The organism is Flavobacterium panici, from assembly GCF_903819335.1.
GTDB lineage: Bacteria > Bacteroidota > Bacteroidia > Flavobacteriales > Flavobacteriaceae > Flavobacterium > Flavobacterium panici.
In genome coordinates, this window is the sequence record NZ_CAIJDE010000017.1 from 49,158 (window position 1) to 74,013 (window position 24,856).

The window sequence follows — 24,856 nt, forward strand, 5'->3', positions numbered from 1 at the left end:
GTTTGTAATTAATTGGTGTTTTTATTTATAACAAATATATAGACACCGTATATCGTAGAGACGCACAGCAGTGCGTCTACGTCCAGTATATCGGCAAACGTTGCGCAAACTTATAAAAATTCTGTGTAGACAAACTTTGCGTAGACGCACTGCTGTGCGCCTCTACAATTTTGATTGTGAAAATATATGTTGGAAAGTTTATTGGAAATTGTAAACCTTCTCAGGCGTAACGCAATAATCTAATTTTATATCAGATTCAAAAACGTCATCGATTTGATTTACGGATTCGAAGAAAGAAAGACCAATTTTTATGGTTTCGGGTTTACAATTGGCTAAAAATTTATCGTAGAATCCTTTTCCGTAACCAATTCTATTTCCAAAAACATCAAAAGCTAAAAGCGGTACAAAAACAACCTCAATATTTTGCGTGGGAACAGGAAGTCCGTTTATGGGTTCCGGAATATTGTATTCATTTTTTTTGATTTTGGTATTATCTGTCAATAAAAAATGAGTCATTTCCCTGGTTTCAAAATCGCTTTTTGAGATCACGATTTCTTTATCTTTTCCGGAAAGTAAGTGCAGAATAAATTCTGTATCAACTTCTTTTTGCTCTGTAATGGGCAAAAAAACATGATAATACGTTTTTTCCCAAATAGGCAATTGAATTAAATTATTGGCAATAGCCAGACTTTTTTCTTCGATATCACTTTCAGAAAGTTGTTTTCGGAGATTTTTATATTCAAGCCTTAATTCTTTTTTACTCGTCGTCATTTACAGGAGAATTTTTAGAAATGTGATAAATTGCATCGCCTTCATAAACAATTGGCGAGTGATTGGCATTAATAACATATCCGTCGTGCGGCGCTTTTACTTTTTGCTCAAACTTTCCAAACGGATCTGTAATAATAGCCAGGATAGTTCCTTTGGTTACAAATTTACCAACCATATTATAATCATGAAGCAAACCGGAACATTTTGCACGAAGCCAGACTGAATATTTTATATAAATAGAAGATTCTAAAGCAGGCTCAACAATGTGCTTCGGATCGAGCATACCTAAATAATTCAGTAAACGCATTACTCCTTTTATTCCTTCATTGGCAACAGCATCATTTATATCAAGTGATTTTCCTCCTTCAAAAAGCAGCATTTTTATATTTGCTTTTTCGCAGGTATTTCTAAAAGAACCGCCAATATTTTTGGAATATAAAGTAAAAGGCGCATTAAAAATATCAGCCAGTAATTTCAATTCCATATTATTTTCGGTAATTCGAATCTGCGGAACATTAAAACGACTTGCTCCTCCGGCATGAAAATCGACAGCATAATCAATAATTGGTAAAATCTGCTCAACGATATGATACGCAAATCGGCTGGCCAGAGAACCTTTTTTACTTCCCGGAAAAACCCTGTTTAAATCTCTTCCGTCAGGAAACTCGCGGGATTTATTCACAAAACCGTACATATTGATAATGGGAATACAAATTATTGTTCCTCTTTGCGGACGGTTTATTTTTTTACTGATGATCTGCCGAACGACTTCTACTCCATTAATTTCGTCGCCGTGAATTCCTGCCGAAAATAAAACAACCGGTCCTTCAAGCTTGGAACGACGGACAATTACAGGAATATTGAGTTTTGTTGTAGTATGTAATCGCGCTATTTCGACGTTTATGGTTTTATGTTCTCCCGGCAAAATCGATTCGCCAAAAATAACAAGGGGCTTACTATTTTTCATGTAGAATTATAAAATCTAAATATAGAAATTATTCTTTTGATTTCGTAAATTTGAAACTAAATCACTGTTAAGCTTTTTTCAGGAACTAGAATGGTTTTTGAAAACGCTTTTCAACTATCTTCAGAAATAAAACAGAATGTCAAAACCGTCCTTAGATCTACAAATTCTCACCTTGCCGGATAATCCCGGTGTGTATCAATATTACGATAAAGACGGGAAAATTTTATATGTAGGCAAAGCCAAAAATTTAAAAAAAAGGGTTTCCTCCTATTTCAATAAAATTCACGATACGGCTAAAACAAATGTTTTGGTTCGAAAAATCGTAACCATAAAACATATTGTGGTTCCCACAGAAACCGACGCACTTTTATTAGAAAACAATTTAATCAAAACATTACAGCCAAGATATAATGTTTTGCTGCGCGATGATAAAAGTTATCCCTGGATTTGTATAAAAAAAGAACCTTTTTCGAGAATATTTTTAACCCGAAGAATGGTCAAAGACGGATCTGAATATTTTGGCCCGTACACTAATTTCAAAATGGTTTATACGATTCTGGATTTGATAAAAGAACTGTATCCATTAAGAACCTGCAATTACGATTTAAGCAAATCCAATATTGAATCAGGCAAATTCAAAGTTTGTCTGGAATATCATATTGGCAATTGCAAAGGTCCGTGCGAAGGCATAGAATCTCTGGAAGATTATCAAAGACAAGTCGACGCAATCCGAGAGATTTTAAAAGGAAATTTCAAGGAAAGTATGAAAGATTTCAAACGTTTAATGGCACAATATGCACAGGATTTACGTTTTGAAGAAGCTCAGAAAATCAAAGAAAAAATAGAAATCCTCGAAAATTATCAATCAAGATCAACGATTGTAAATCCGAAAATCACAAACATCGATGTCTTTTCGATTGTTTCAGATGAAAGCGCGGCTTATGTCAACTTTTTACAAATTTCTCACGGTTCGATTATTCGTTCGCATACTTTAGAAATCAAGAAAAAACTGGACGAAAGCGACGAAGAATTATTAGAACTGGCCATTATCGAGCTTCGGGAGCGTTTTCAATTATTATCAAAAGAAATTATTGTTCCGTTTGAAATTGATTTGGGCGAAAAAATAAAAGTAACCGTTCCGCAGCTTGGAGATAAAAAACAGATTTTAGATTTATCGATTCGAAATGCCAAATTCTACCGAATTGAACAATTGAAACAATTGCAAATTGTTGATCCTGATCGTCACGTTAATAGAATTATGGCGCAGATGCAGAAAGATTTACGTCTTCCGGTTGAGCCTCGACATATAGAATGTTTTGATAACTCGAATATTCAGGGAACAAATCCTGTTGCGGCCTGCGTCGTTTTTAAAGATGGAAAAGCCAGTAAAAAAGATTACCGCCATTTTAATGTAAAAACCGTTGAAGGCCCTGACGATTTTGCTTCGATGACCGAAATTGTATATCGTCGTTACAAAAGATTATTAGATGAAAATGAACCTTTGCCGCAATTAATAATTATTGACGGTGGGAAAGGACAATTGTCTGCCGCTTTAAAAAGTATTGATGAATTAGGTTTGCGAGGAAAAATTGCGATTATAGGAATTGCGAAACGTCTCGAAGAACTTTTTTATCCCGGCGATTCGATTCCGTTATATCTCGATAAAAAATCAGAAACTTTAAAAGTAATTCAGCAGTTACGAAATGAAGCGCACCGATTTGGGATTACATTTCACCGTGATAAACGAAGCAAAGCAGCACTTAATTCTTCTGTAGAAAGTATTCCGGGAATTGGCGAAAAAACAATGCTCACGTTAATACAACATTTTAAAAGTGTTAAGAGATTGAAATTAGCTTCTGAAAAAGACATATCAGCAGTTGTTGGTGTATCAAAAGCCAAAAAAATTGTCGAATTTTATCATCCAAAAGAAAATTAACTCATTTTGAAAAAGCTCTTTTTACCTATTTGTTTCTTGTTCGTTTTTTCTATTTCCTATAGTCAAAATGAAGTTTCGGTTGTACAAAAAGACAAAAGTGAATTTAAAGTTAGTTTTGAAGATGATTTTGAAACATTAAAAATAAAAAATGCTAAAACGGGGCAAATTCAAGTCATAAAAAATGTTGAAGCTTCGATAACAGGAAAACAATCCAGGTTAGAAGTTAACGATTTTAATTTTGACGGGTTTTTGGATTTTGCTTCTTTTCATACCGATGACGGTATGGGAGTTTATACCATTTATCAAATTTTTATTTTTAACCCGAAAACAAAACAATTTGACAGTTTAAATTTTCCGTCAAACTTTAGCCCTAAATGCGATATGTTTTGTGATGTGAAAATTGATAAAACTAAAAAGATACTTACATCAAGCTGCAGGGGCGGTGCAAGAAATCATACCGATGTTTGGAAATACGATAAAAACAAAAAATTAATACTTTCAAAAACACAATCATATTAAGATAAATCTAGTATAAAGCCGAAAAAATTACCGACTTTTACAAAACCAATTACTTATTTTTTATGCGCCTCAACAAGCTGTTAATTTTAAAAACTCAGTCAACAGGATTTTCTCCCGTTCCGAAAAGCATCGGAACCATTTGGGGTGCGGCATTGTTGTTTTTTGTGTTTTTATTGCTGCCCGAAAATTCATTTTCGCAGGAAATAAAACAAGACAGTGTAAAAAAAAGACCTAAAATTGGTTTGGTTTTAAGCGGCGGCGGTGCCAAAGGTTTTGCGCATATTGGTGTTTTAAAAGTTTTGGAAGAAGCCGGAATCAAAATTGATTATATTGGCGGAACCAGCATGGGTTCTGTAATTGGCGGATTGTATGCTTCTGGCTACAACGCTTCGCAAATTGATTCGATTTTCAAAAGAACCAATTTTGATGAATTAATAAACGATTATATTCCGCGTTCCTCAAAAAACTTTTACGGTAAAAAAAATGACGAATTATATGCGATCGTTTTACCGTTTAGTAATTTCAGAGTCGGCATTCCCGAAGCGCTTTCAAAAGGAATGTACAATTATAATTTATTGAGCAGTTTAACGAGAAACGTTCGCCATGTTCGTGATTTCAATAAATTGCCAACTCCGTTTTTATGTATTGGAACCAATATTGAAACGGGTGAAGAAGTACTTTTAAATAAAGGAAATCTGGTTCAGGCCATGATGGCGAGTGCTGCTTTTCCTTCCCTATTTACTCCGGTTGAAATCGACGGCAATTTATTGGTCGACGGCGGTGTTGTAAACAATTATCCTATTAAAGAAGTTCGTAATCTTGGTGCCGATATTATTATTGGTGTTGATGTTCAGGACGATTTAATGAAGCGTAAAAACCTAAAAAACGCTACCAGAATCTTGGTTCAGATTACCAATTTGCAATCTATTGATAAAATGAAAAGCAAAATAAAGGATACCGATGTTTACATAAAACCGGACATTCGAGACTTTGGTGTAATTTCATTTGACAGAGGGGAAGAAATTATCAGGAAAGGTGAAGAAGCTGCTTTTGCCGTTTACGAAAAAATTAAATCATTGGTAAACGAAGACAATTTTTATAAAAAACCGAAATTGAAAATCGCTTCAGATACTCTTGAAATTCAAAAAATAAATACGGAACAATTAGATAATTATACGAAAGAATACATTCGCGGAAAACTTCGTTTTAAACCGGGAAGCACAATTACATATGATGATCTGAAAAGGGGAATAAATAATTTGAATGCGACTCAAAACTTTAGTACGATTTCGTATTGTTTGCAGCCAGACGGCAATCAGGATGATTTAGATTTGGTATTGAAAGAAAATCCAACGCAGACTTTTTTAAAACTCGGACTTCATTATGACGGACTTTACAAAAGTGCTGTTTTATTGAACCTTACTCATAAAAAGACATTTTTAAAAAATGATGTTACTTCGATGGACATTATTTTGGGAGATAATTTTAGATATGATTTCAACTATTATGTCGAAAATGGTTTTAATATCAGCTTTGGTTTCCGTTCCAGATTGAATCAGTTTAACCGAAATGTAACCACGAGTTTGAGCGGACTGGTTTCAGAAAATCCAAATTTAAAACTGATTAATGTTGACTTTTTAGATTTGACTAATCAGGCTTATTTTCAAACCATTTTTGTACAAAAGTTTTTAATGGGCGGCGGTTTAGAATATAAATACCTAAAAATAAACTCGCCTACACTTAGTAATGAAGAAAACATAATAGACAAAAGCAGTTATATCAGCGCGTTTGCTTATTTAAAATACGATTCGTTTGATGATAAACATTTTCCAAATTCGGGATTGTTTTTTTCTACAGATTTGCAGACTTATCTGGCTTCGTCTGATTATACCAATAAATTTAAACCATTTTCGATTGCAAAAGCAGAAGTTTCTTTTGTTAAAACTGTATTTAGAAAAGCGACCATCAAAATTGGAGCCGATGCCGGATTTAACATTGGCAGCGACAGCGTTCCTTTTTTCGATTTTATACTTGGAGGTTTTGGATACAACAAGATCAACAACTTCAATTATTTTTACGGATATGATTTTTTAAGTATTGCCGGAAATAGTTTTATAAAATCAGATATTACTTTGGATTATGAGATCCTTAAAAAGAATCACATCAATATTTCGGCAAATTTCGCCAACATTGGAGATGATATTTTTACGACAGTCAATTGGATTTCAATGCCTAAATATTCCGGTTATTCTGTAGGTTACGGATTAGAAACTATAATTGGCCCAATCGAAGTTAAACAATCCTGGTCGCCGGAAACTTCAAAAAGCTTTACATGGTTTAGTATCGGGTTTGCCTTTTAAGCTGATTTTTTATAAATATTTTATGTTATAAATAATATAATATGTAATTTTGATCAATAAAAATTACGACATTTGTCATAATGAAAACAAATTGGACAGGTTTATTAGAGTATCTTCAATTTCTTATCAAGAGAAATCCAGAGTAATGCCTCTATCGAATTGAGATAATTAGTCAATTGAAAAAATTGGACTGGTTATCTATTCTTCAATTCAAATTTTCGAATTATCTAATTTACAAATTATCTAATTGAAAAAGCCATGCCACTATACCATAAACTTGGGGATTTCCCTCAAAAAAGACACACCCAATTCGAAAAACCAAACGGCGGATTTTATTATGAACAGTTATTTGGAACAGAAGGTTTTCACGGACATTCTTCCCTTTCTTATCATGTTCACAGACCAACGCAGGTTAAAGAAATTTTAAATTCTTATTCGGTTGAACCAAAAATTGCAATCGGAAAAAATATAAAATCACTTCTTTTTAAAGGTTTTGAATTAAAACCGGAAAATGATTTTCTGGACAGCCGAAAAGCCATGTTAGTCAACAAAGACTGTATTATTGGTTTGGCTGCGCCGAAAGAATCACTTCGAAATTATTTCTACAAAAATGCCGATGCCGATGAAATGCTTTTCATCCATAAAGGAAAAGGAAAATTAAGAACCATGTTAGGAAATATTCCGTTTGAATATGGTGATTATTTAATTATTCCGCGTGGCATTATTTACCAGATCGAATTCGAAACAGAAGAAAACCGACTATTTTATGTAGAATCGTATTCTCCATTTTATACTCCAAAACGATATAAAAACCAATCTGGTCAGCATTTAGAACATTCTCCGTTTTGTGAGCGTGATTTTATTTTGCCTAACGAATTGGAAACACACGACGAAAAAGGTGATTTTTTAATTAAAATTAAAAAAGAAGGCATGATTCACGAAGTGGTTTATGCAACGCATCCTTTTGATGTTGTGGGTTGGGACGGATATAATTTCCCATACGGATTCTCGATTCACAATTTTGAACCTATAACAGGACGTGTTCACCAACCGCCTCCGGTACACCAAACTTTTGAAACGGCCACTTTTGTCGTTTGTTCATTCTGCCCAAGACTTTACGATTATCATCCGAAAGCAATTCCGGCGCCGTACAACCACAGCAATATAGATTCTGACGAAGTTCTGTATTATGTTGATGGTGATTTTATGAGTCGTAATAATATTGAGCAAGGTCATATCACTTTACATCCAAAAGGAATTCCGCATGGTCCAGCACCGGGCGCAATGGAGCGCAGTATTGGTCATAAAGAAACTCAGGAATTAGCCGTTATGGTTGATACTTTCAGACCGCTTATGGTTACGGAAGAAGCTATGGGTCTTGATGATGGACAGTATTATAAATCCTGGACTGAATAATTTCAGTTTATAACGCAAAGTTCACAAAGGATTTTCGCAAAGTTTGCAAAGTTTTTAATGACGTTTTACTTAGATGAGTTCGCAAAGCTTTGCGTTCTTTACAATTTTATAAAATCTCAGCAATAAAAATCTTTGCGCTCTTTGCGGCAAAAAAAAAACAAAACTTAAAAAATAAATTTCGGTTCTAATCAAATAAACGATTAACCGATTAAACAAATAAACATCATGAGTAAAGAAGTAAAATCAGTAGAATACGGATTAGAAAAAATCTTTGAAGGAGCACAAGATTTCCTTCCGCTATTAGGAACAGATTATGTAGAGTTTTATGTAGGGAATGCAAAACAATCTGCACATTATTATAAAACTGCTTTCGGATATCAGTCATTGGCTTACGCCGGATTAGAAACCGGAGTAAAAGACAGAGCATCGTATGTTTTGAAACAAGACAAAATCAGAATTGTTTTGACTACACCTTTAACAGCTGATTCTCCAATTAACGAGCACTTGAAAAAACATGGTGACGGAGTTAAAGTTGCAGCACTTTGGGTTGAAGATGCTACAAAATCTTACGAAGAAACAATGAAACGCGGTGCACGTTCTTTCATGGAACCAACTGTTGAAGAAGATGAATTTGGACAAGTTATTCGTTCAGGAATTTACACTTACGGAGAAACGGTTCACATTTTTGTAGAAAGAAAAAACTACAACGGTGTTTTCTTACCAGGTTACAAAGAATGGAAATCTGACTATAATCCAGAACCAACGGGATTAAAATATATTGATCATATGGTTGGAAACGTGGGTTGGAATGAAATGAATACCTGGGTAAAATTTTACGAAGACGTAATGGGATTTGTAAATTTCCTTTCTTTTGATGACAAACAGATTACCACAGAATATTCTGCATTGATGAGTAAAGTAATGTCAAACGGAAACGGAAGAATTAAATTCCCTATCAACGAACCAGCCGAAGGAAAGAAAAAATCACAAATTGAAGAATATTTAGATTTCTATGGCGGGCCGGGAATTCAGCATATCGCTATTGCTACAGATGATATTATTAAAACAGTATCACAATTAAGAGCACGCGGTGTTGAATTTTTATCAGCTCCTCCTCATACCTATTACCAAGCGATTCCTGAAAGATTAGGCGTTCATATGGATATGATGAAAGAAGATATTAATGAAATTGAAAAGCTTGCGATCATGGTCGATGCTGATGAAGATGGCTACCTTTTACAAATTTTTACGAAGCCGGTTCAGGACCGTCCTACCCTTTTCTTCGAAATTATTCAAAGAATGGGTGCAAAAGGATTTGGTGCAGGTAATTTTAAAGCTCTTTTTGAGTCAATTGAAAGAGAACAGGAATTGAGAGGAACTCTATAAAAACGCATTATTTTTGCATTATGCAGAAAAATTCTCGGTAAAACGTTGATTTTTATGCAAATGTTATGTTAAACTTGACTTTTGCTATTTATTTTTTGAACTTTCTATCTATCTTTGCACTCGCAAATCAAGAAGGGGTGGTTTCCTTCTGAATTGATATAAATTTCATAATTTATAGTTTTTTGGTTAGTTAATAGCATAAAAACTCAGTCATCCTTGACTGAGTTTTTTTGTTTTGGTACATTTGGAATAGAATTTGCATTTATTTACCTTTATAATGAAATGTAAAAATTGTACTATGAAAAAGTTCATTCTCGCTATATTAATTCTCTCTACTCTGGCATTCGACACTCAAAAAGAAAATGCTTTTGATACCGGGGAGTATTTCAAATTTAGAATTCATTACGGAATCGTAAATGCCGGCTATGCAACTCTTGAAATTAAAGATGCCACAATAAACAATAAAAAAGTTCACCACGCTGTGGGTAAAGGATATACTACCGGAATGTCAAAATTTTTCTTCAAAGTTGAAGATTTATACGAAAGTTATTTTGACAAGGAAAATGGAGACCCTTACCGCTTTGTGAGAAAAATTGACGAAGGCGGCTACACTAAAAATCAGGAAGGTTTTTTTGACCAGAGCGGCAATAAAGTTTTAGTAAAAGATTACAAACGAAAGACTGAAAAAACGATTGTAATTACTAATAATGTGCAAGATATTGTATCTGCTTTTTACTACTTAAGAAACCATCCGAATATTGATAAATTAAAATCGGGCGAATCGATTACTATTGATATGTTTTTTGATGATGAAATCACAAAATTTAAGTTAAAATATGTAGGCCGTCAAGATATTACAACTAAATTTGGGACGGTTTCTACGATGGTTTTTAAACCACTTGTACAAACAGGAAGAGTTTTTAAAGAAAAAGAAAGTTTAACGCTCTGGATTACAGATGATGACAACAAAGTTCCGATTAGAATTAAAGCGGATTTGGCTGTTGGATCTCTAAAAGCAGATCTCGATGAATATAAAGGATTGAAAAATCCGTTTAAAGTTAAAAAATAATGAACCCTACTGATCATTCAGAATCAATTTTAAAAGAAATTGACCTTAAATTTCAAGCAATAAACCAAAAAACTGATGTTCAGTTAGAAGGATTACTTTGGTCAAAACCAATTACATATTGGGATTACATTCAAACAGACGCTCTTTTAAATTTACAAATACAACGCACAACACTTCCTGATGAAATGGTATTTATCATGTACCATCAGGTTAATGAACTGATTTTTAAAATGATTTTGTGGGAAATCGATCAAATTGCAGACACGCAAAATATTCAGGTTGATTTTTTCAGCGAAAGACTTTCCAGAATTACCCGCTATTTTGATATGCTGACAAATTCGTTCAGCATTATGGAAAACGGAATGGAAGTCGATCAATATATGAAATTTAGAAATACACTTACTCCTGCAAGTGGATTTCAAAGTGCACAATACAGACTAATTGAATTTGCTTCGACAGATGTTATCAATTTAACAGACCGCAGATACAAAGCAAACTTTGACGAAAATACAGATTTAGAAACTACTTTTGAACACCTTTACTGGCAGGCAGCCGGAAAAGATTATCATACGGGCGAAAAATCATATTTACTTCAGGAATTCGAAAACAAATATAAAGTTCAGTTTTTGAGACAAATGTCTACGTTTAAAACTAAAAACATTTGGCAGAAATTCACGCAATTACCTATTGAAGACCAGCAAAATCAAGAATTAATTCACGCAATGCGTCATTACGACAAAACGGTAAACATTACCTGGGTTATGCAGCACCTTAATACTGCAAGAAAATACATCTTAGAAAGCGGAAAAGGCAACGGCGAAGCAACCGGCGGAAGTGACTGGCAAAAATATATGCATCCAAAATACCAAAGACGCATCTTTTTTCCTAAATTGTGGACCGAAGAAGAATTGTCCAATTGGGGAAATGAAGACCTACTTTAATTTCCTGCAAAAAAAATTAAGAGTTTGAAAAAAGCATTCGTAATTATAATAGTATTATTTTCAATATTTTCGTGTACTAAAACAGAGGAAAAAGTTGAAATTAAAATTACAAAACCAAAAACCAAAAAAGTAGAGTTTGGTTTTAATTACGCTGATTTTAATGTTGTTAATGATACTATTTCCAAAGGAGATTCTTTTGGGTCTATTTTGCAGAGTCAAAATATTGGCGACAAAAAAGTATACGACATTGTTGAACAGGTTAAAGACACTTTTGATGTAAGAACTATTCGTTACAACAAACCTTTTACATTACTTCGTTCAAAAAATAAAACAAATAATCTTCAGGTTTTTATTTATCAGCCAGATGCTTTAACTTATTATGTAATCGATTTACGAGACAGCATTGCAAAAGCCTATAAAAAAATAAAACCGGTTACTTTAAAAAGAAAAATTATTGGCGGTGTTTTAAAAACTTCATTGTCTGAAACTTTAGGAGATGAAGATGTAGAAACTGCACTTGCCAGCAGAATTACAAAAGTGTTTTCCTGGTCAATTGACTTCTTCAAACTTAAAAAAGGTGATCGTTACGGTTTAATTTTTACAGAACGTTTTATAAACGGAAAAACATATGACGGAGTTGAAGATCTTGAAGCTGCTTTTTTTGAATATAAAGGAAAAATCGTTTATGCTTTTCCTTTCGAAAAAGATACTCTTTCGGGAAAAATTGAATATTATGATGATGAAGGAAAAACACTAAAAAACTTCTTCTTAAAAACTCCAATTAAATTCAGCCGAATCACTTCCAGATTTACTATGAACAGGTTTCACCCGGTTCAGCATACCTGGAAAGCACACAAAGGAACAGATTATGCGGCTCCAACCGGAACGCCAATTTCAACAACGGCATCTGGAGTGGTTGAAGCAACCGGATATACGGCAGGAAACGGAAACTTTGTAAAAGTAAAACACAACGGAACTTATTCAACTCAATATTTACACATGTCCAGAATTTTAGTGCGCCGCGGACAACGCGTTACGCAAGGACAAACAATTGGTTTAGTTGGAAGTACAGGTTTAGCTTCTGGCCCTCACGTTTGTTACCGTTTCTGGAAAAATGGTGTTCAGGTAGATGCGCTTCGATTGAATTTGCCAACCGGAGAATCTTTAACCGGAAATGATAAAACCCGTTTCTTTAAACAAATCGAACCTTTGAAAAGAGAGTTAGATAGTATTGGGAATTTGTAAATATCTGTAATCAAAAGCCGAATGAAAAATTCACGTCTAAAATCAATTTACAACGATACTTTTTCAGGCTTAAAATTATATTACAGAGATACTGATCTGCCTGATAATTTAATTTCAAATTATAAAATTGGGCAAATAATTCAGGAAAAAGGTTTTACCGATATGACTTCTATTGGCGGCGGACTTTCTGGCAATTTCAGGTACTTAATTGCAAGTGCTCATGCCAAAGATTTATCGAAATTCAATCCTGACTCGGCAAAAATTGGTCATTTTCTTTTAGACACGATTGCTTATTTTAAAGTATTGGATATTCAGAAAATTGGTAACCAAACACAAGTTTTTCTTTTAAACATTCCAGACAATTCAATTTTACTTTTAAAAAATTCATCATCAAATCTGGAAGATGAGATTATAGAAAAAGCAAGGAGAAAATTTGAATCTAAAATTCACTTAGCTTTAGTTCCGGAATTACAAACGGAAAGCTGGAAAGAAAGAACAAAATCTCCTCTCGGAATGAGTGATAACGGAGAATTCTTTTTTGACGATTCGAAGATTAAAGTTGAATCACCAAAAAGAATCGAAATCAATATCGAGAAAAAAACTATTGAAGTTAATAAAAAGCCTTGGTGGAAGATTTGGTAATCAAAATCAATAGAATCTCGTTAAATATAAAACCTCAAATATTCTAAATGGTTTCAATAAAAGATATACTAATCGAATTATGTATTGTATTCCTTTGGTTTTTTGGCAGTATTACAATTGGTGCTTTATTTGAACTTCCTTTTTTACTTCTTCCTTTTTTTATAGCTTTTGTAAGTTTAAAATTATTCTTAAAAAGAAGAAAAAAAATACTTGATTTTGTAAAAGATGATTTTCAAAAAATAGGCTATCAATTAAACTCGGAAAGACCTATCTCTTTTAATGAATATTTTAAAAAGACTGAATTAGAAGTTCTACCTGTCATTTTAGTAAATGATGTTCCTCTAAAAAGATTTAGATACGTGAGAGGTTTTAGAAGAATTTTTACTGCCAGATCTAAAAATGGAAAATTACATGAGTTAAATACTTTCGTAATGCACAAATGGAATGGCGAGAATAAAATTGAAATTATCAATATCAAAAACCTTCCAAATTAATTTTTACAAAAAATCACTTGCAAAACTTCTTCCTAAACTCAGACGGATTCATTCCTTTATGTTTTCTAAAAACTTTATTTAAATGACTTTCGTCGGAAAAATTTAATTCGTCTGCAATTTCGTTAATGCGCATATCGCTGTTTAAAAGTCTGGCTTCAATCAATCTTAATTTATAGTTTGCAATATATTCCTGCAGCGTTTCGCCAGTTTGTTTCTTAAAATATTTCCCTAAATAATTAAGAGAAATATTAAAATGCTCACTTACTCTTTCTGCTTTTAATTGTTTTGGATTGTAGATGTTTTCCTGAATATAATGTAGTATTTCCAAAACCATTTCTCCCGTTGTTTCTTTAATATTCTTCGGAAGTTTTAAGGCAATATTTCTCGCAACAATTGTAATTATAGTATTTACAATTTGCTCAATAATTTTTTGGTGATAAATCTGCTGATTGTTTAGTTCCTGAATTATACTTTCAATCAGCGAAGCAATTAAAGGTTTGTCAATTGTGTTTTTTAGAATACAGCCGGGACGATGGCTTGCATTTTGAAGAATATATTCCATTCGCAAAATAGTTTCACTTTGTCCATTTTGAGAATTTTCTTTGATATAATATTCATTAAACCGAAGAAAAAAGAATTTTGTTGGCGTTGTAATTTCATACGAATGAACATCTTGCGGCGTTACCAGAAATAGATTTCCTTTTCGATATTGAAATGTATTATCATTAATAACCTGAATTCCCGTTCCGTCAACCACATAAATCAATTCAAAGAAATTGTTCTTCCGAATTGTTTTCGGGAACTGTTCTAATTCTTTAAAATCAACTTCAAAAGGAAGATATAAATTCTTGTTTGTCATTAGGCTAAAATACAATTTTAGTACCAATTAGTACAATTTTCTGCGGAAGCTAACCTCTTAATTTTGTTTCAGATAACAAACTAAAATCTACAAAAATGAGAATACTTTTAATTGGAGCTAATGGAGAAATTGGCAAAATACTAAATCCGGCTCTGTCAAAAAATCATGAAATTATTTCGGCAGGAAGAAACAGCGGTGATTTTAAAATCGATTTATCAGATTCAAATTCGATAGAAAAATTATTCGAAGAAGTCAAAAATATTGATTCCTGTATTTGTGTTGCGGGCGATTGTTATACAGGAGATTTACATTCGCTTGACGAAGAAAAATTAAATATTGGTATCAAAAACAAATTATTGGGTCAGGTAAATCTGGTTTTAATTGGACAAAAATATTTAAACGATAACGGATCATTTATATTGACTTCGGGAAAGATGGGCGATAAACCTGTGAAGAATAATATTAGTAAAGCAATTGTAAATGGCGGAATTAACAGTTTTGTGCTTTCGGCTTCGCTGGAATTAGAAAGAGGAATTAGGATAAATGCCATTAGTCCGGCAAAGATTTCAGACATTCCGGCGGAAGATCTAATAAATGCTTATGCAAAAGGTATTGAAGAAAATATAAATGGAGAAATTATTAAAGTAAACTATTAAAATTTTAAAGATGAAAAACACAACTTTGCTATTATTACTATTCGTTTTAAATTCGGCAATTGCACAAAAAACGAAATCTGATTTTTTAGGCTCATGGACTTTGGTTTCGGTTGAAAACAAAAACTCTGACGGAACAAAAACCCTTCCGTACGATATAAATCCAAAGGGCACTTTATTTTTTGATGAAAAAGGAAATTATGCCATTCAGATATATAAAAATGAAAGGTCTAAAATAATTTCGGGCGATAAAAACAAATGCACTCCCGAAGAAAATGCGGCAATTGTGCAAGGAAGTAATTCGCATTTTGGCGAATTTGAAATTGACGAAGCAAATAAGATTATTACTTTTAAAATAAAAACGGCTTCATTTCCAAACTGGGAAGGAACAATTCAAAAGCGATCTTATACTTTGATAAATAACGAACTTAAATATGTTGTAACCAATACAACGCAAGGAGGAAAATCAGTCACGGCAGAAGTTGTCTGGAAAAAATTGTGATGCAGATCAAAAAACGTTTTCGCAACTTATTGTTATATAATCATGAAGCGTTACCCTTTTAAAAGTTATTTCAGTATTTTTGTGTTTCTAAAAAAAACAATCTCAATAATAAAATAAAAATGGCTTTAAACACAACAAACCCAACCGGGACTGAAGCGTGGAAAAATCTGCAAAACCACTATAACGCAATTCACGGAACTACGATACAAGAATTATTTCAGCAGGATAATGCGCGTGCTGAAAAATTCAACTTACAATGGAATGATTTTTTAGTTGATTATTCTAAAAACAATATTACACCAGAAACGCTTTCTCTTTTATTAGAATTAGCAAATTCAATTGGATTAAAAGATGCGATTGCTCAATATTTTGGAGGAGAATTAATCAATCAAACTGAAAACAGAGCCGTTTTACATACCGCTTTACGTGCTCCGGAATCAGCAATTATTAATGTTGATGGAGAAAACGTAATTCCAGAAGTTTATGAAGTAAAAAACAAAATCAAAAACTTCACTCACGAAGTTATTTCTGGAGAAAGAAAAGGTTTTACAGGAAAAGCTTTTACTGACATTGTAAATATTGGAATTGGAGGTTCTGATCTTGGTCCGGTTATGGCGGTTGAAGCTTTACAATTTTACAAAAATCACCTGAACACACATTTCGTTTCGAATGTTGATGGTGACCACGTAAACGAGATTATTAAAAAACTGAATCCTGAAACAACATTATTTTTAATTGTTTCTAAAACTTTTACAACACAGGAAACTTTATCAAATTCTGAAACTATCAGAGAATGGTTCTTGAAATCAGCTTCTCAGGAAGATGTTGCAAAACATTTTGTGGCGGTTTCAACTAATATCCAAAAAGTAACAGAATTCGGAATTAATCCGAACAACGTTTTCCCGATGTGGGACTGGGTTGGAGGAAGATTTTCTCTTTGGAGCGCTGTTGGTTTAAGCATAGCTTTGGCAATTGGTTTTGATAATTATAACCAATTATTAGTTGGAGCAAATGAAACTGACGAACATTTTAAATCGGCTGAATTTGACCAAAACATTCCGGTAATTTTAGCATTGTTAAGCGTTTGGTATAATAATTTCTTTGGTGCCGAAAGTGAAGCTTTGATTCCGTACACACAATATTTATCAAAATTAGCTCCGTATTTGCAGCAGGCAACTATGGAAAGTAACGGAAAAAGTGTTGGCCGCGACGGAAAACCTGTTAATTACCAAACCGGAACCATTATTTGGGGAGAGCCGGGAACAAATTCGCAACATGCATTCTTCCAATTAATTCATCAGGGAACAAAAATAATCCCAACAGATTTTATTGGATTTGTAAAACCTCTTTACGGAAACGAAGATCATCATAACAAATTGATGTCAAACTTTTTTGCTCAGACAGAAGCTTTATTAAACGGAAAAACTGAAGCACAAGTTCAGGCTGAATTTGACAAACAAGGTTTATCTGCAGACAAAGCTTCTTATTTACGACCATTTAAAGTTTTCACTGGAAACAAACCAACCAATACAATTTTGATTCAAAAATTGACTCCTAAATCTTTAGGTTCATTAATTGCTTTATATGAACATAAGATTTTTGTTCAGGGTGTTATCTGGAACATTTTTAGTTTTGACCAATGGGGAGTTGAATTAGGAAAACAATTGGCAAATTCAATTTTAGATGAGATCAATTCTAAAACAGTAAAAAGTCACGATAGTTCAACTTCATTTTTGTTAAACCACTTTTTGAAGAATAAATAAGAATAAATAGAAACATTTTTCTTAACAATCTGAAAACGCCTTGATTTATAAAAATTAAGGCGTTTTTTCGTATAAATTAGCCACATATGATCTTTTTTTTACGAATAATTGCAAGTATAGCGCTACAACACCCATTGAAATATTATTATTTTAACAAAATACGAATACTTAAATTCAATAAATCGTTATTTTGTTTAAAGAAAACAGAAATATTCATTTTAATGTGCAGCACAAACCGTAAAACTTATTTTTCTTAACATTTTGATAACATTATCTGATTTAATTGTTATAATTTTGCCAAAAACAATAAACTCAAGAACAAATGAAGAAAATGAAAAATTGGTTACTTACTGGACTATTTTTTATGATAGTTTCAACCGTATTTTCTCAAGGAAAAGTGACTGGTACTATTACAGATGGTACAGGTTCATTACCAGGCGCTAACGTTGTGATCAAAGGATCTAGCGCAGCGACTTCAACAGATTTTGATGGTAAATTCACTATCGAATCTGCAACAAGTACGGGAGAAATCGTTATCTCTTACTTAGGTTATCAAAGCCAAACTGTGAAATTCACAGTAAATGGTTCTACAAACTTAGGAACAATCGTTTTAGCTTCTAATTCAAACGAATTAAGTGAAATCGTTGTAAAAAGTACTACTGTAGATATTGCGAAAGACAGAAAAACACCTGTGGCAGTTTCTACAATTAAAGCAGCTGAAATTCAGGCAAAATTAGGAAATCAAGAGATTCCTGAAATGTTAAAAAGCACTCCATCTGTTTACGTAACTAAATCTGGTGGTGGTTTTGGAGATTCAAGAATTACAGTTCGTGGATTTAGCCAAAATAACGTTGCCGTAATGGTAAACGGTATGCCGGTTAACGATATGGAAAACGGAGCTGTATACTGGAGTAACTGGGCAGGTTTATCTGACGTTACTTCTTTCATCCAAGTACAAAGAGGTTTAGGATCTTCAAAATTAGCTATTGCTTCTGTTGGGGGTACTATGAACTACGTAACCAAAGCTTCAGATTTGAAACAAGGCGGTACTGTTGGTACTTCTTTTGGTAACGATAATTTCTTCAAATCTAACGTTTCTTACAATACAGGAAAATTAGACAGCGGATTCTCTGCTTCAGTTTTATATAGCCATACACAAGGTGATGGATACGTTGATGGAACTAAATTTAACGGAGATAACTACTATATAGCTCTTGGTTATACTACAAAAAATAACAAGCACGATTTCCAATTTACAGTTACTGGTGCTCCACAATGGCACGATCAAAGATCTACATTTATTACTATAGCTCAATACCAAAAATATGGTACAGAGTCTGATCCAAACATTAAATATAACTCTGATTGGGGTTATAAAAATGGAGAATCATTTAATATGGTAAGAAACTACTACCACAAGCCAGTTGTTTCATTAAATTATGATTGGAACATTAACGAAACTTCAAAATTATCTACTGTAGCTTACGTTTCTTTCGGACGTGGAGGAGGTTCTAGAGGAGCTGGTGGTATTAGAGGTTTTAACTATGCTAATAACGCATTCAGAACTGCGGACGGTTTAGTTGATTTTGACAAAATTGTTGCTTACAACTCAGGACAAACAGTAAACATTAATGGTACTAATTACACTCGTACAACTAACGGTACAAGCGGACAATTCCAAAACAGTTCTGCTACTGGAAGTTTAACAAACTCTACAACTGGTATTTCTCAAATTTCATCAGTTAACTCTCATAACTGGTACGGTGCAATCGTAAACTTCAACAAAAAATTCTCTGATCATTTAACTTGGGATTTAGGAGTTGACGTTAGAGGATACAAAGGTCTTCACTACCAAAACATAAACAACTTATTAGGGGCTAATTCTTACATTGATAACTTTGATGTAAACAATCCAAACAGAGTTTTAACAAATACATATTCTACATACGCTTCTTGGAATGTATTTAAAGATACTGACAAAGAAGAAAAAATCAACTTCAACAATGATGGTGATGTAAGATGGTATGGTGGATTTACTCAATTAGAGTATTCTACAGATAAATTTACTGCATTCGTGCAAGGTGCACTTTCTCAACAAGGATTCAAAAGAGTTGATTATTTCAAATATCAAGCTGGAACTCCGTTGGCAAGTACAGATTACGAGAACATCTTAGGTGGTAACGTAAAAGGTGGTGTTAACTACAACATCAACGAGCACCATAACGTTTTTGTTAACTCAGGATACTACTCAAAACAACCATTCTTTAATGCTGTTTACCCAAACAACGCTTCATTAGTAAATGGTAATTTAACAAATGAGAAAATCTTCGGTATTGAGGCTGGTTATGGTTTACGTACACAAATGTTTACTGCAAACTTAAACTTTTACCGTACTTCATGGAAAGACAGATACCAAAGACAAAATGACGGAGCTGCTGACAATCCTGGAGGTTACTTTGATTTCGCTGGAATTACAGAAATTCACTCAGGTATAGAGTTTGACGCTACTGCAAAAGTTCTTGACAAACTTACTCTTACTGGAATGTTTTCTATTGGAGATTGGAAATATGACGGAACAAGTACAAGTAATCGTTACGACTCAGGAAACAATCCTATCGGTGGAGGAACTCCTATAACATTATACCTTGACGGTGTAAGAGTTGGAGATGCTGCTCAAACAACTGCAGCGTTAGGAGCAATTTACGAAATCCTACCTCGTTTTACTGTTGATGCAAACTATTTCTACAATGATAAGTTATATGCTGCAATTTCTCCAGGAAACTTTACTTCTGCAACTAACAGAGGGTCATTACAATTGCCTTCTTATGGTACAGCTGATGCTGGATTATCTTACAAATGGTTAGTTGGTAAAAACAAAGACAACTCGGTAGGTTTCAGATTAAACGTTAACAACGTTTTTGATTACACTTACATTGCTGAAGCTAAAACAAATATATTTGCAGCTGATGTCCCTACTGTTCCAACATACAAAGGTATTGCTACTACAAACCAAGTATACTTCGGTTTCGGTAGAACTTGGAACTTTGCTTTACGTTACGATTTCTAATATTTAGAATCTAAATAAATACTATAAACGGCATTGACTTTTAAGTTTAATGCCGTTTTTTTTTGACCAATTTTGCTATATTTGTTTTTAACAAAAAAACACAGTTTATGTATCATTTTATTCAAAAGCTTCATTCGGGCTGGGCATATCTAGCTTTACTGCTTTTATTGTTTGCAGTAATAAACGCTGTTATCGGCTTGACTTCTAAAAAAGAATTTACAGCAAAAGACCGCAAAATATCTTTATTTGCCTTAATTGGAACCCATACACAATTATTGATTGGATTAATCCTTTATTTTGTGTCTCCATTAGGAAAAGATTCTTTTGGTCAAATGTCTAATGCCGCATTACGATTAACTTCATTAGAACATCCGCTTATTAACCTAATTGCTATAGTTTTAATTACTATTGGATGGTCAAAACATAAAAAACTAATTAATAGTGAGGCGAAACATAAAACCTTTGCTATTTATTACGGATTAGGATTAATACTTATTTTAAGTAGAATTCCGTGGAACCTTTGGTTCTAGAAAATACCAATTAAAGCCCTCCAAAAAAGGGCTTTTTTTATCTCGGCATATTATTTGTACAAACTCCCCAAGTCTGAAAAAAAATAAACCATGAGTAAAAAAAACTTTATACTTACCGCATTTGCAATAACTTTTTTGAGTTGTTTTACCTACGTAATAAGTCAAACAAAGCCAGTAATTGATCCCAAAGTACCTCAAGACACTGTAAAAAATGCCAGACCAAACATTATTGCAATCCCAACTGATTCTGTATTTACAGACAACGGTTTAAAATTAAAACTATACAAAAAAACGGCACATGCTTCCTACTATGCAGATCGTTTTAATGGTAGAAAAACAGCTGACGGCAGCAGATTTAACAACAACAAATATACCGCCGCACACAAAAAACTTCCCTTTGGAACAAGAGTTAAAGTAACGAATGAAGCAAACGGAAAATTTGTAATTGTAAAAATAACAGATCGCGGCCCATTTGTAAAAACCCGCGAAATAGATCTTTCAAAACGAGCGTTTATGGAAATTACAAAGCACAAGGGTGCCGGTGCGATGAAAGTAACAATCGAAAGAATAATAGAATAAAAAAATCCCGTTCTGAAATTTCAGAACGGGATTTTCATTTTTAGATAAATTTCTTAATACCCATTATGATTCCGGTATGAATTCCTTCGTGATAACTCACAAAATCTAATGCGTCCTGAACATTTTTGAGATCAAAACCCATACTGGTCGTGTATTGATTATAATTAGTAAAAACATTATCATTATAATCTCTTTCTGTTTGAAGGAGAGTTTGGGTAAGCAAATCTCTAATTTCATTCACTTCTTCCTGCGAAACATCTGCTTCCGGTTTTGTTCCTTTTGAATATTTGGCAATAAGTTCATCTGAAACCTGCAAAGGCAGACCTGATAATTTATAGACTAGAATTTGCTGCGAAGCGATACAATGTCCGATGTTCCAAATCAAATTATTTTTAAATCCGTCCGGGATTTTATTTAATTGTTCCAATGAATGATGGTCTAAAATTTTTACAAGGATTTCCCTAATAGTCTTTTGTGTTTCAAAAACTGAACTCATAATTTTATTTTTTTTCTAAAATTAGACAATTTTAAGTTTCAAATGAATTTTCTTTGTAGTCTAACAAATTTGAAAAAACATGAACAAAATATATTATTTAGCCTCTTGTGACACTTGTCGTAAAATCATCAAAAGTCTTCCGAAAAACAATTTGGTTTTTCACGATATCAAACAAGATCCAATTACTGAAGCTGAATTAGAAGAAATGTATAAACTTTCAGGAAGTTACGAAGCTTTATTCAGCAGAAAAGCACAGTTATACAAATCAATGGATTTAAAAAACAAATCATTGACCGAAGCTGATTTTAAAAATTACATCTTGGAACATTATACATTTCTAAGCCGTCCGGTTTTTATTATTGATGGTAAGATTTACATTGGCAACAGCCAGAAAAATGTAGCTGAAGTTATTCAGGCTTTGAGTTAGTTTTTTTTTCTGCCGCTAATTTCACGAATTTACACGAATTTTATTTAGGCTTGTTAAGTCTCAAACTGTGAAATTATATTAGTGTAAATTCGTGAAATTCGTGGCAAAAAAACTTTAAATACCTCTATACCTTACAGAATAGTATTTTACATCATAACACTGCAAACTTTTATTTATCTTTGCGCCTTTATACTCAATTATATGATACAATCTATGACAGGGTTTGGCAAAGCTTCTTTGCAATTGCCTACAAAAAAAATCACAGTCGAAGTAAAATCCTTAAACAGTAAAGGTTTAGATTTAAACGTAAGAATGCCATCGGTTTACCGTGAAATGGAATTAGGTTTAAGAACTCAAATCTCAACAAGACTGGAAAGAGGGAAAATTGATTTTGCAATCTATGTAGAAAGTACTGCAGAACAAACTTCGACGAAAGTAAATGTGCCTGTTGTGAAAAATTATATAGCACAATTGAGAGAGGTTTATGCTGATGCTGATGAAACGGAACTAATGAAAATGGCAGTTCGTATGCCTGACACATTAAAAACAGAACGCGAAGAAATCGATGAAAACGATTGGGAGCAGATTCAGGTTATCATAGATGAGGCTTTACAAAACATTTTAAGTTTTAGAAAAGACGAAGGCGAATCTCTTGAAAAAGAATTTAATCTTCGAATTGGTAATATTCGTCAATATATGAATGATGCTTTGGCACTTGATCCAGAACGCGTTCAGGCAATAAAAGATCGTTTACAAACCGCAATTGCAGAATTACAGGTTAATGTTGATGAAAATCGTTTCGAACAGGAATTAATCTATTATCTTGAAAAATTAGATATCACCGAAGAAAAAGTTCGCTTAACGAATCATTTAGACTATTTCATCGAAACCTTAGGAGGAAGCGAAGCAAATGGCCGAAAATTAGGTTTTATTACTCAGGAAATGGGTCGTGAAATTAATACCATGGGTTCAAAATCGAATCATGCGCAAATGCAGAAGCTGGTGGTGATGATGAAAGATGAATTAGAGAAAATTAAGGAACAGGTTTTAAATGTGTTATAACTTTTAGAAGTTATTTTAAAATCAACTTATTTGTAGTATTCATTCCTTAAAGTTTATGAAAAAATTAATTCTATTCTTAATCATAATAATTTCCACTACTAGTTGCAAATTTCAAAAAAAAGAATTCACCTTAATAGGAAAATGGAAAGCAATAGAATCAAGCGGCAGTGATGGAGCCAAAATGTATCGGACAGATATTGAGGATGGAAATGAACTTGTTTTTGAAAAAGGGAATATCATAAGTGATGATCTTAAAAATAAAGGGAAATATGAAATTTCAGAAAATAGATTACATATCATTTTCCCTAACGAAGAAATCTACTATATCTATCATCAAGACGAAAGCGATTCTGAGAAAATGTATTTACAACCCGTATCAGCTGATTATACAATTCTATGTGACGAAGGATGCTCGACAACTTATGAAAAAATAGAATAAATAACTACGGCCTAAAAACTAAACAACATACAAATTAAAGCTTAAAGCATATTGCCTAAAGCCTAAAGCATACATAATGAACAAAGGAAAATTAATTGTTTTTTCGGCACCTTCTGGATCGGGGAAAACAACTATAGTAAAACACTTATTAGGGCAAGAAGATTTAAATCTTGAATTTTCGATCTCTGCAGCTTCACGTGACCCACGCGGAGAAGAAGTCCACGGAAAAGATTATTATTTTATTTCGCTGGAAGAATTCAAAAAACATATTAAAGCTGAAGATTTTCTGGAATGGGAAGAAGTTTACCGCGATAACTTTTACGGTACATTAAAATCTGAAATTGAAAGAATCTGGGCTTTAGGGAAAAATGTAATTTTTGACATTGATGTTGCAGGTGGTTTACGTATTAAACATAAATTTCCGGAACAAACTTTAGCTGTTTTTGTAAAACCTCCAAGCGTAGACGAACTTAAACGCCGCTTAAAAGAGCGTTCTACAGAAAGCGACGATAAAATCAATATGCGTATTGCAAAAGCGTCTGTAGAATTAGCCACTGCGCCACAATTTGACGTGATTATCAAAAACTATGATTTACCAGTTGCTTTAGAAGAAGCGCATCAATTGGTTAAGGATTTTGTAAATAAGTAATTTTATTCCGCAGAGATTCACAAAGAAAAAATCACAGAGATTCGCAGAGTTCTAATTAAACTTTGCGAATCTTTGTGCTATCTT

24 protein-coding genes are annotated in these 24,856 nt (G+C 33.2%); 20 read left to right on the forward strand and 4 right to left on the reverse strand.

Going from position 1 to position 24,856, the window contains the following annotated elements; translation table 11 throughout:
• Window positions 1–198: 198 nt before the first annotated feature.
• Together FLAPXU55_RS00330 and FLAPXU55_RS00335 are read right to left on the reverse strand one after the other, a co-directional pair.
• On the reverse strand, window positions 199–771 hold the full coding sequence (locus FLAPXU55_RS00330) for a 5-formyltetrahydrofolate cyclo-ligase (protein ID WP_180855925.1): 573 nt from the start codon (window positions 769–771) through the stop codon (window positions 199–201).
• Window positions 758–1,738 (reverse strand): succinylglutamate desuccinylase/aspartoacylase family protein, encoded by a 981-nt coding sequence (locus tag FLAPXU55_RS00335; RefSeq protein ID WP_053473378.1) that lies wholly within the window; start codon window positions 1,736–1,738, stop codon window positions 758–760. The genes FLAPXU55_RS00330 and FLAPXU55_RS00335 overlap by 14 nt, the downstream gene beginning before the upstream one ends.
• A gap of 136 nt (window positions 1,739–1,874) precedes the next feature.
• Between FLAPXU55_RS00335 and uvrC the strand changes: the two genes are divergently transcribed.
• The 10 genes from uvrC to FLAPXU55_RS00385 all read left to right on the forward strand — a co-directional run bounded on the left by uvrC (window position 1,875) and on the right by FLAPXU55_RS00385 (window position 13,746).
• Complete coding sequence (uvrC, locus tag FLAPXU55_RS00340) at window positions 1,875–3,674, forward strand: excinuclease ABC subunit UvrC (protein ID WP_180855926.1); 1,800 nt, start codon at window positions 1,875–1,877, stop codon at window positions 3,672–3,674.
• Window positions 3,675–3,680: 6 nt separating this feature from the next.
• Entirely contained in the window at window positions 3,681–4,193 is a 513-nt protein-coding gene (locus FLAPXU55_RS00345; protein WP_180855927.1) for an XAC2610-related protein, read from the forward strand.
• A gap of 62 nt (window positions 4,194–4,255) precedes the next feature.
• Window positions 4,256–6,553, forward strand: a complete 2,298-nt coding sequence (locus FLAPXU55_RS00350; protein WP_180855928.1) for a patatin-like phospholipase family protein — start codon at window positions 4,256–4,258, stop codon at window positions 6,551–6,553.
• A gap of 258 nt (window positions 6,554–6,811) precedes the next feature.
• Window positions 6,812–7,969, forward strand: a complete 1,158-nt coding sequence (locus tag FLAPXU55_RS00355) for a homogentisate 1,2-dioxygenase (RefSeq protein WP_110837013.1) — start codon at window positions 6,812–6,814, stop codon at window positions 7,967–7,969.
• Between the two features lie 225 nt (window positions 7,970–8,194).
• Window positions 8,195–9,355: a 4-hydroxyphenylpyruvate dioxygenase gene (gene hppD / locus FLAPXU55_RS00360; protein WP_142451496.1), complete on the forward strand. Its 1,161-nt coding sequence runs from the start codon at window positions 8,195–8,197 to the stop codon at window positions 9,353–9,355.
• Between the two features lie 298 nt (window positions 9,356–9,653).
• The gene (locus tag FLAPXU55_RS00365) at window positions 9,654–10,424 is read left to right on the forward strand and encodes a DUF3108 domain-containing protein (RefSeq protein ID WP_053473383.1); all 771 of its coding nucleotides are present in this window, start codon (window positions 9,654–9,656) and stop codon (window positions 10,422–10,424) included.
• A complete protein-coding gene (locus tag FLAPXU55_RS00370) occupies window positions 10,424–11,365 on the forward strand; it encodes a tryptophan 2,3-dioxygenase family protein (protein WP_053473384.1) in 942 nt (313 codons plus the stop codon). The genes FLAPXU55_RS00365 and FLAPXU55_RS00370 overlap by 1 nt, the downstream gene beginning before the upstream one ends.
• Before the next feature lie 24 nt (window positions 11,366–11,389).
• Complete coding sequence (locus FLAPXU55_RS00375; protein WP_053473385.1) at window positions 11,390–12,610, forward strand: M23 family metallopeptidase; 1,221 nt, start codon at window positions 11,390–11,392, stop codon at window positions 12,608–12,610.
• 21 nt (window positions 12,611–12,631) lie between these two features.
• Complete coding sequence (locus tag FLAPXU55_RS00380) at window positions 12,632–13,252, forward strand: hypothetical protein (RefSeq protein ID WP_180855930.1); 621 nt, start codon at window positions 12,632–12,634, stop codon at window positions 13,250–13,252.
• A gap of 47 nt (window positions 13,253–13,299) precedes the next feature.
• A complete protein-coding gene (locus FLAPXU55_RS00385; RefSeq protein WP_180855932.1) occupies window positions 13,300–13,746 on the forward strand; it encodes a hypothetical protein in 447 nt (148 codons plus the stop codon).
• Between the two features lie 13 nt (window positions 13,747–13,759).
• On the opposite strand, the gene FLAPXU55_RS00390 is transcribed toward FLAPXU55_RS00385, so the two are convergent.
• Entirely contained in the window at window positions 13,760–14,605 is an 846-nt protein-coding gene (locus FLAPXU55_RS00390) for an AraC family transcriptional regulator (protein ID WP_180855934.1), read from the reverse strand.
• A 95-nt stretch (window positions 14,606–14,700) separates the two neighbouring features.
• Here FLAPXU55_RS00390 and FLAPXU55_RS00395 point away from each other — a divergent pair, with 95 nt between their 5' ends.
• The 6 genes from FLAPXU55_RS00395 (at window position 14,701) to FLAPXU55_RS00420 (ending at window position 21,699) form a co-directional block, all read left to right on the forward strand.
• Entirely contained in the window at window positions 14,701–15,261 is a 561-nt protein-coding gene (locus tag FLAPXU55_RS00395) for a short chain dehydrogenase (protein ID WP_180855936.1), read from the forward strand.
• 10 nt (window positions 15,262–15,271) lie between these two features.
• Complete coding sequence (locus FLAPXU55_RS00400) at window positions 15,272–15,760, forward strand: lipocalin-like domain-containing protein (protein ID WP_180855938.1); 489 nt, start codon at window positions 15,272–15,274, stop codon at window positions 15,758–15,760.
• Window positions 15,761–15,879: 119 nt separating this feature from the next.
• Entirely contained in the window at window positions 15,880–17,523 is a 1,644-nt protein-coding gene (gene pgi, locus FLAPXU55_RS00405; RefSeq protein WP_180855939.1) for a glucose-6-phosphate isomerase, read from the forward strand.
• Window positions 17,524–17,845: 322 nt separating this feature from the next.
• Complete coding sequence (locus FLAPXU55_RS00410) at window positions 17,846–20,590, forward strand: TonB-dependent receptor (RefSeq protein ID WP_180855941.1); 2,745 nt, start codon at window positions 17,846–17,848, stop codon at window positions 20,588–20,590.
• A gap of 107 nt (window positions 20,591–20,697) precedes the next feature.
• Window positions 20,698–21,120 carry a hypothetical protein gene (locus FLAPXU55_RS00415; protein ID WP_053473393.1) on the forward strand — a complete coding sequence of 141 codons (423 nt, stop codon included), beginning with the start codon at window positions 20,698–20,700 and terminating at the stop codon, window positions 21,118–21,120.
• A gap of 90 nt (window positions 21,121–21,210) precedes the next feature.
• Window positions 21,211–21,699: a septal ring lytic transglycosylase RlpA family protein gene (locus tag FLAPXU55_RS00420; RefSeq protein ID WP_180855942.1), complete on the forward strand. Its 489-nt coding sequence runs from the start codon at window positions 21,211–21,213 to the stop codon at window positions 21,697–21,699.
• A gap of 40 nt (window positions 21,700–21,739) precedes the next feature.
• On the opposite strand, the gene FLAPXU55_RS00425 is transcribed toward FLAPXU55_RS00420, so the two are convergent.
• Complete coding sequence (locus FLAPXU55_RS00425; protein WP_180855944.1) at window positions 21,740–22,195, reverse strand: DinB family protein; 456 nt, start codon at window positions 22,193–22,195, stop codon at window positions 21,740–21,742.
• A 79-nt stretch (window positions 22,196–22,274) separates the two neighbouring features.
• Between FLAPXU55_RS00425 and FLAPXU55_RS00430 the strand changes: the two genes are divergently transcribed.
• The 4 genes from FLAPXU55_RS00430 to gmk all read left to right on the forward strand — a co-directional run bounded on the left by FLAPXU55_RS00430 (window position 22,275) and on the right by gmk (window position 24,772).
• Complete coding sequence (locus tag FLAPXU55_RS00430) at window positions 22,275–22,622, forward strand: arsenate reductase family protein (protein WP_180855946.1); 348 nt, start codon at window positions 22,275–22,277, stop codon at window positions 22,620–22,622.
• Between the two features lie 201 nt (window positions 22,623–22,823).
• Window positions 22,824–23,684 (forward strand): YicC/YloC family endoribonuclease, encoded by an 861-nt coding sequence (locus FLAPXU55_RS00435; protein WP_180855948.1) that lies wholly within the window; start codon window positions 22,824–22,826, stop codon window positions 23,682–23,684.
• Between the two features lie 55 nt (window positions 23,685–23,739).
• A complete protein-coding gene (locus FLAPXU55_RS00440; protein WP_180855949.1) occupies window positions 23,740–24,123 on the forward strand; it encodes a hypothetical protein in 384 nt (127 codons plus the stop codon).
• 76 nt (window positions 24,124–24,199) lie between these two features.
• Window positions 24,200–24,772 (forward strand): guanylate kinase, encoded by a 573-nt coding sequence (gmk, locus tag FLAPXU55_RS00445; protein WP_053473399.1) that lies wholly within the window; start codon window positions 24,200–24,202, stop codon window positions 24,770–24,772.
• Window positions 24,773–24,856: the final 84 nt, after the last annotated feature.

Bases quoted from the DNA above. Each gene is read 5' to 3' on its own strand.
- FLAPXU55_RS00330 (WP_180855925.1), bottom strand. From the start codon at position 771: ATGACGACGAGTAAAAAAGAATTAAGGCTTGAATATAAAAATCTCCGA.
- FLAPXU55_RS00335 (WP_053473378.1), bottom strand. From the start codon at position 1,738: ATGAAAAATAGTAAGCCCCTTGTTATTTTTGGCGAATCGATTTTGCCG.
- uvrC (WP_180855926.1), top strand. From the start codon at position 1,875: ATGTCAAAACCGTCCTTAGATCTACAAATTCTCACCTTGCCGGATAAT.
- FLAPXU55_RS00350 (WP_180855928.1), top strand. From the start codon at position 4,256: ATGCGCCTCAACAAGCTGTTAATTTTAAAAACTCAGTCAACAGGATTT.
- FLAPXU55_RS00355 (WP_110837013.1), top strand. From the start codon at position 6,812: ATGCCACTATACCATAAACTTGGGGATTTCCCTCAAAAAAGACACACC.
- hppD (WP_142451496.1), top strand. From the start codon at position 8,195: ATGAGTAAAGAAGTAAAATCAGTAGAATACGGATTAGAAAAAATCTTT.
- FLAPXU55_RS00365 (WP_053473383.1), top strand. From the start codon at position 9,654: ATGAAAAAGTTCATTCTCGCTATATTAATTCTCTCTACTCTGGCATTC.
- FLAPXU55_RS00370 (WP_053473384.1), top strand. From the start codon at position 10,424: ATGAACCCTACTGATCATTCAGAATCAATTTTAAAAGAAATTGACCTT.
- FLAPXU55_RS00380 (WP_180855930.1), top strand. From the start codon at position 12,632: ATGAAAAATTCACGTCTAAAATCAATTTACAACGATACTTTTTCAGGC.
- FLAPXU55_RS00385 (WP_180855932.1), top strand. From the start codon at position 13,300: ATGGTTTCAATAAAAGATATACTAATCGAATTATGTATTGTATTCCTT.
- FLAPXU55_RS00390 (WP_180855934.1), bottom strand. From the start codon at position 14,605: ATGACAAACAAGAATTTATATCTTCCTTTTGAAGTTGATTTTAAAGAA.
- FLAPXU55_RS00395 (WP_180855936.1), top strand. From the start codon at position 14,701: ATGAGAATACTTTTAATTGGAGCTAATGGAGAAATTGGCAAAATACTA.
- FLAPXU55_RS00400 (WP_180855938.1), top strand. From the start codon at position 15,272: ATGAAAAACACAACTTTGCTATTATTACTATTCGTTTTAAATTCGGCA.
- pgi (WP_180855939.1), top strand. From the start codon at position 15,880: ATGGCTTTAAACACAACAAACCCAACCGGGACTGAAGCGTGGAAAAAT.
- FLAPXU55_RS00410 (WP_180855941.1), top strand. From the start codon at position 17,846: ATGAAGAAAATGAAAAATTGGTTACTTACTGGACTATTTTTTATGATA.
- FLAPXU55_RS00415 (WP_053473393.1), top strand. From the start codon at position 20,698: ATGTATCATTTTATTCAAAAGCTTCATTCGGGCTGGGCATATCTAGCT.
- FLAPXU55_RS00420 (WP_180855942.1), top strand. From the start codon at position 21,211: ATGAGTAAAAAAAACTTTATACTTACCGCATTTGCAATAACTTTTTTG.
- FLAPXU55_RS00425 (WP_180855944.1), bottom strand. From the start codon at position 22,195: ATGAGTTCAGTTTTTGAAACACAAAAGACTATTAGGGAAATCCTTGTA.
- FLAPXU55_RS00430 (WP_180855946.1), top strand. From the start codon at position 22,275: ATGAACAAAATATATTATTTAGCCTCTTGTGACACTTGTCGTAAAATC.
- FLAPXU55_RS00435 (WP_180855948.1), top strand. From the start codon at position 22,824: ATGATACAATCTATGACAGGGTTTGGCAAAGCTTCTTTGCAATTGCCT.
- FLAPXU55_RS00440 (WP_180855949.1), top strand. From the start codon at position 23,740: ATGAAAAAATTAATTCTATTCTTAATCATAATAATTTCCACTACTAGT.
- gmk (WP_053473399.1), top strand. From the start codon at position 24,200: ATGAACAAAGGAAAATTAATTGTTTTTTCGGCACCTTCTGGATCGGGG.